This window comes from Mesobacillus sp., from assembly GCF_049588175.1.
In the GTDB taxonomy this organism is placed as follows: domain Bacteria; phylum Bacillota; class Bacilli; order Bacillales; family Cytobacillaceae; genus Mesobacillus.
Genome location: NZ_JBAVFI010000776.1, coordinates 1 through 6,585, shown reverse-complemented (window position 1 = coordinate 6,585; position 6,585 = coordinate 1). Strand labels below are relative to the sequence as shown.

At 45.3% G+C, this 6,585-nt stretch carries 4 protein-coding genes; 1 reads left to right on the top strand and 3 read right to left on the bottom strand.

Annotated elements, in window-relative coordinates; all coding sequences use genetic code 11:
- Positions 1-2: 2 nt before the first annotated feature.
- Positions 3-326 (bottom strand): DUF4870 domain-containing protein, encoded by a 324-nt coding sequence (locus WB217_RS18800; protein WP_423994860.1) that lies wholly within the window; start codon positions 324-326, stop codon positions 3-5.
- A gap of 279 nt (positions 327-605) precedes the next feature.
- Here WB217_RS18800 and WB217_RS18795 point away from each other — a divergent pair, with 279 nt between their 5' ends.
- Positions 606-1,532: a polysaccharide deacetylase family protein gene (locus WB217_RS18795; protein WP_423994859.1), complete on the top strand. Its 927-nt coding sequence runs from the start codon at positions 606-608 to the stop codon at positions 1,530-1,532.
- Between the two features lie 286 nt (positions 1,533-1,818).
- Here WB217_RS18795 and uvrA read toward each other — a convergent pair whose 3' ends face one another.
- Positions 1,819-4,698 carry an excinuclease ABC subunit UvrA gene (gene uvrA, locus WB217_RS18790; RefSeq protein WP_423994858.1) on the bottom strand — a complete coding sequence of 960 codons (2,880 nt, stop codon included), beginning with the start codon at positions 4,696-4,698 and terminating at the stop codon, positions 1,819-1,821.
- Between the two features lie 7 nt (positions 4,699-4,705).
- Positions 4,706-6,585 (bottom strand): excinuclease ABC subunit UvrB (gene uvrB / locus WB217_RS18785; RefSeq protein ID WP_423994857.1); only part of this gene is annotated, 1,880 nt, incomplete at its 5' end.

The following is a 6,585-nucleotide window of genomic DNA, read 5'->3' as shown; positions in this document are numbered from 1 at the left end:
CCTTAAAAATCATCCTTTATATTAAGAACTTTTATACCTTTAACCAAATTCCAGATCAGTACAATAAAACTCATAATCACCATTAACATGGCACTTGCAAACATCATTACTGGAAATTCTCCTGCTCCTCTTGTGATATCAAAATAAACCGCTAACAGGATAAGCGGCAGTGGAATCAGCGGGATCAGATGTGAAAATAAAGCCTTCTTCGCATGATGCTTAACATCAAGGTCCTCAGACGCAAAGTATGCGACCAAGGGAAACAATATTCCAGCGAACATAATACTAAAATAGCACAAGGCAGACACTACCCGTTTTGTATCCATCCTTTTCAACTCCTTAGCAATAAATACGCTAAAGAACCCAAGAAGTTTCATTCCTTTGAGAAATTATTTCGACAAATACGATTTGAACACTCCGGTATACAAGCGATATTACCCAATTTTTTGTGAAATCAGCATAAAAATTCCCACTATTTTCTTATATAAAATAATCTACTTACATATTATTCTGTAATCATAGCGAAATATTACTGTAACATTTGTTAAAATACATACGTCTGTTTTTATGAAAATCATCTAAGAACAATCTGCGAGGGATGCAAAGTGGCAAGCTTGAAAAAGAAGACAGCAAAATGGTGCGCATTAATTTGTTTAATCGGTGGGATTGTGACGTCTTCTACCGTTGTGGCAAGCCAGGAAAAAAGGCCAATGGCTGGTGAAATCGTAAAGTTAAAGATCCAAATTCCAAACCCTCCCGGCGAGATTAAACTAGCTTCTAACCGTACAAACGAGATTTTAAAAACAGTAGAAAAAAAGTCACCAAGATTTGCAGAGGGAAATGAAAATAAAGCAGAAAATGAAAACGCAGATATCGTAAACAATCCTCCACTGGTTCCCGCTGATCATAAATCACCTGCAGTACAAACCACTGATCAAAGAACTGTTTATTTAACATTTGATGACGGGCCTCATAAGGTATCAGACCAAATTTTAAACATGCTTGATGAGTATGACGCTAAAGCTACCTTCTTTATGCTTGATGGGAATATGAGAAACTTTCCCGATGCTGTAAAAAGAATGGCTCAGGACGGGCACAGCCTTGGAGCACATGGAGTAACACATGATAAAACGAAAATCTATCAATCTCCGCAAACAGTCGTCGCTGAAATGAACCAGACACTAAACACAATCAAGGAAATCACAGGCATCGACACATCTTTCATTCGCACCCCATACGGAAGTGCTCCATACATGACCGATCCTTATAAAAAAGCCGTCAATGATCAAGGGTACCAAATGTGGGATTGGAACATCGACAGCAAGGATTGGTATTACCTGGATCATAGGCTGGTTGAAAACACAATCTCCCAAATTAGCAGCCAGTCTAAAAAACAAGAACCAATGGTCATCCTTCTCCATGAAAGACAAGAAACATTAGCCCAGCTTCCGGAGTTATTGAAGTATCTTAAGGAGCACCACTACAGTTTTAAGGCATTAGAGCCGACAATGGAGCCTATTCAATTGAAATAAAGGGTACCCCTAACGAAAAAAAAGCTCTTCCACGATGAAGGAGCCTTCAGACTGTAGTCAAACTCAATGAAAGCGAGCTTGTCTACAGATTTTTCATCTTGGTTGGGAAGTATAATAGGTCTGTTGATTTCCGTTCCAGGCGCTTCGCTTTCCGCGGGCTGGCGGTGAGCCCGCAGGAGTCTACGCGCCTTCCACTCCAATCAACAGGTTTTAAATAACTGATCTGTGAACTATATCTTTGTCGACAAGCTAAAGGCTCTTCCGCAATGGAAGAGCCTTAACTGTATTAAGCATTACTTGTGCTTTTTTCTTTCTCAACAATCTCCTGCTTCATGCGCAGGCGGTCGCGATCGAGTACGGGCTTGAGGTACTTGCCGGTATACGATTCTGGAACTTCTGCGACCTGTTCTGGTGTTCCTGATGCGATGATGGTACCACCGCGGTCTCCGCCTTCTGGACCGAGGTCGATGATAAAGTCGGCAGCCTTGATAACATCTAGGTTGTGTTCGATGACCAGCACAGTGTCGCCATTTTCAACGAGGCGTTGAAGAACGACTAACAAACGTGAGATGTCGTCAACATGCAAGCCGGTTGTCGGCTCATCAAGGATATAGAGCGAACGGCCGGTTGAACGGCGGTGCAGCTCGGATGCTAGCTTGACGCGCTGCGCTTCCCCTCCGGATAGCGTCGTCGCGGGCTGGCCAAGCTTGATATAGCCTAGGCCGACATCATATATCGTTTGCAGCTTGCGGCTGATTTTCGGAATGTTGGCGAAGAACTCCACTGCATCCTCAACCGTCATATCGAGGATTTCGGAAATATTCTTCCCTTTATACTTTACTTCCAGTGTTTCACGGTTGTAACGCTTTCCATGACAGATTTCGCATGGTACATAAACATCCGGCAGGAAGTGCATTTCTATTTTGATGATACCGTCGCCGCGGCATGCTTCACAACGTCCACCTTTTACATTGAAGCTGAAGCGTCCTTTTTTATAACCGCGCACCTTCGCTTCATTTGTAGAAGCAAACACATCGCGGATATCATCAAATACACCTGTATAGGTGGCCGGGTTTGATCTTGGGGTGCGGCCGATTGGTGACTGGTCAATATCGATGACCTTATCGAGATGCTCGACACCTTTGATGTCCTTGAACTCGCCAGGCTTGCTTTTTGCCCGATGAAGCTTCATCGCAAGTGATTTATGAAGGATTTCATTAATCAATGTACTTTTACCTGAGCCGGATACGCCTGTGACAGCCATAAAGGTTCCAAGTGGGAATTTCACATTCACATTTCGGAGATTATTTTCCTTCGCACTCTTAATTTCGATGTAACGCCCATCTGGTTTGCGGCGCTCGATTGGCAACGGTATGAATTTTTTCCCGGATAGATACTGGCCAGTCAATGAGTTCGGATCGGCCATTACTTCTGCTGGTGTACCCTGTGAAATAATTTCCCCGCCATGGACACCTGCTCCAGGGCCAATATCAATTAGATAATCAGCAGCAAGCATCGTATCCTCATCATGCTCAACGACAATCAGCGTGTTTCCGATGTCCCGCATGTTTTTCAGTGTATCAATCAGCCTGTCATTGTCTCGCTGATGAAGACCAATGGATGGTTCGTCCAGGATATATAGGACGCCAGTCAGGCGTGAACCAATCTGGGTTGCAAGCCTAATCCGCTGAGCTTCACCGCCTGAAAGCGTACCTGCCGAGCGACTCATCGTCAGGTAGTCCAACCCGACATTGATCAGGAAGCCGAGACGCTCCGTGATTTCACGGAAAATCATATTGGCGATTTTCATTTCTTTTTCAGAAAGCTTTAGACTCTGGAAAAACTGATGCGCCTCCTCGACTGACAATGCAGTTACTTCACCAATATGGCGGCCATCGACAAGGACTGCAAGTGTCTCACGCTTCAGCCTGTAGCCTTTACATGTTGGGCAGGCGTGCTCCCCCATATATTTTTCCATTTGTTCTCGGATATAGTCAGAGCCTGTTTCCTTATAACGGCGCTCGATATTTTTTAGAACGCCCTCAAAAACAATATAGTTTTCACGAATCTGGCCAAAATCATTTTCATAACGGAAATAAATCCGGTCTTTACTCGAACCGTGAAGGATTTTATCCATCTGGTGGTCAGGTAGGTCTTTTACCGGAACATCCATATCGATGCCATAATGGTTGCAGACTGCCTCAAGCAGTGATGGGTAATACTGCGAGCTAGTAGGTTCCCAAGGAGCGATCGCATGCTGGCGCAATGTCAGGTCCTTATTAGGAACGACGAGTTCAACATCCACTTCAAGCTTAGCACCTAGTCCATCACATTCAGGACAAGCTCCGAAAGGACTATTGAAGGAGAACATCCTTGGCTCAAGCTCACCGATTGAAAAACCGCAAATCGGGCAGGCATGATTCTCGCTGAACATCAATTCTTCTTCACCGATTACATCGATCAGTACCTTTCCTTCACCAAGCTTAAGAGCAGCTTCCATGGAGTCGGCAAGACGTGCTGCGATGCCTTCCTTGACAACAATACGGTCGATGACGACTTCAATGGAGTGTTTTTTGTTCTTTTCCAGCTCAATATCTTCTCCAAGGTCAAACATTTCCCCGTCGACACGGACACGTACATAACCTTGTTTTTTTACATCTTCAAGAACCTTGGCATGTGTACCCTTCCTGCCAGAAACAAGCGGTGCAAGGATTTGCAGCTTCGTCCGTTCCGGATATTCGAGTACACGGTCGACCATCTGCTCGATCGTCTGGGACGAAATTTCAATATTATGCACAGGGCAGACTGGACGTCCTACCCTTGCAAATAATAATCGTAAATAATCATAGATTTCTGTCACTGTTCCAACCGTGGAACGAGGATTCCGGCTCGTTGTTTTCTGGTCGATTGAAATTGCAGGAGACAATCCCTCGATCGAATCGACATCAGGCTTGTCCATCTGTCCAAGGAATTGGCGCGCGTATGCCGATAATGACTCGACATAACGGCGCTGTCCTTCAGCATAGATGGTATCGAATGCCAGAGAGGACTTTCCTGAACCGGAAAGCCCCGTCAGCACCACAAGCTTATCTCTCGGAATGGTGACATCTATATTTTTCAAGTTATGGGCTCTGGCGCCTTTAACAATCAATTTATCCATAGCCATTTTATCGTCATCCTTCCGCTTTTAACTCAAGAATGAGGTCACGCAGCTCGGCCGCCCGTTCGAAGTTGAGTGACTTCGCCGCTTCCTTCATTTCCTTTTCCATATTTAAAATCACTTGTTCGCGATCTTTCTTTGACAGCTTTTTCAAACCCTCTGCCGGGTTGTATTCTTCCTGATCTTCGGCAGCAATTGTCGCCCGGATTACATCGCGGATCTCCTTCTGGATCGTCTGCGGTGTAATGCCATGCTTCGCATTATACTCTTCCTGAATTGCACGGCGGCGCTTCGTTTCACTGATGGCCAATTCCATCGAGTTCGTCATCTTATCTGCATACATGATGACATGTCCGTGCTCGTTCCTCGCTGCACGGCCAATGGTCTGGATGAGCGATCTCTCGGAACGGAGGAAGCCTTCTTTATCGGCATCAAGGATTGCCACAAGCGATACTTCAGGAATATCTATTCCTTCCCTTAACAGGTTGATCCCGATAAGAACATCATACTTGCCAAGCCGCAGCTCGCGGATAATCTCAATTCTTTCAAGTGTCTTAACCTCTGAATGCAGGTACTGCACTTTTATGCCGATTTCCTTAAGATAATCAGTCAGGTCCTCAGACATTTTTTTAGTTAAAGTAGTAATCAATACACGTTCATTACGCTTTGCTCTTTCATGGATTTCTCCAATCAAGTCATCAATCTGTCCCTCGATCGGCCTTACATCAATCGTCGGGTCAAGCAATCCTGTCGGACGGATGATCTGCTGGACCATCTCCGGTGTATGCTCCAATTCATATGGACCAGGTGTAGCTGAGACGAAAACAGCATTATGAACATGCTTCTCAAATTCAGGGAACGTCAGCGGACGGTTATCCATTGCCGACGGCAGACGGAAACCATGGTCCACAAGCACCTGCTTACGAGCCTGGTCACCATTAAACATTCCCCTTATTTGCGGCAATGTAACATGTGACTCATCTACTACAATCAAAAAATCTTCGGGGAAGTAGTCGATCAAAGTATATGGTGTGGCTCCAGCAGGCCTTAATGTCAGGTGGCGTGAGTAGTTTTCAATCCCTGAGCAGAAACCCATTTCACGCATCATTTCAAGGTCATACCTTGTCCGCTGCTCCAGCCTCTGGGCTTCTAGCAGTTTTTCCTCGGCGCGAAGTACTTCAAGTCGTTCTTCAAGTTCTTTTTCAATATTCTCGATGGCGATTCTCAGCTTTTCCTCACGAGTGACGAAGTGGGATGCCGGGAAAATCGCGACATGATCACGTTCACCGATGATTTCACCAGTCAGTGCATCAACCTCACGAATACGATCGATTTCGTCACCGAAAAACTCGACCCTCATACAATGCTCATCGCGAGATACCGGGAAAATTTCCACGACATCGCCGCGGACGCGAAAAGTCCCGCGCTTGAAGTCGATGTCATTCCGTTCATACTGGACATCAACAAGGCGGTGCAATAGCTTGTTTCGCTCAATTTCCATGCCTGTTCTCAGCGAAACAACCATGTCACGGTATTCTTCAGGATTACCGAGACCATAGATGCAGGATACACTGGCAATGATGATGACATCTTTTCGTTCAAACAAGGACGAAGTCGCAGAGTGGCGCAGCTTATCAATTTCATCGTTGATGCTGGCATCTTTTTCAATGAAAGTATCGGTCTGAGGCACGTACGCCTCTGGCTGGTAATAATCATAGTAACTGACAAAGTACTCAACAGCATTATTCGGGAAAAACTCCTTGAACTCACTGTAAAGCTGTCCTGCCAGCGTTTTGTTATGGGCAATCACAAGCGTCGGCTTGTTGATCTCCTTGATCACATTTGAAATCGTGAACGTCTTACCAGTACCGGTAGCCCCCAGAAGCGTCTGAT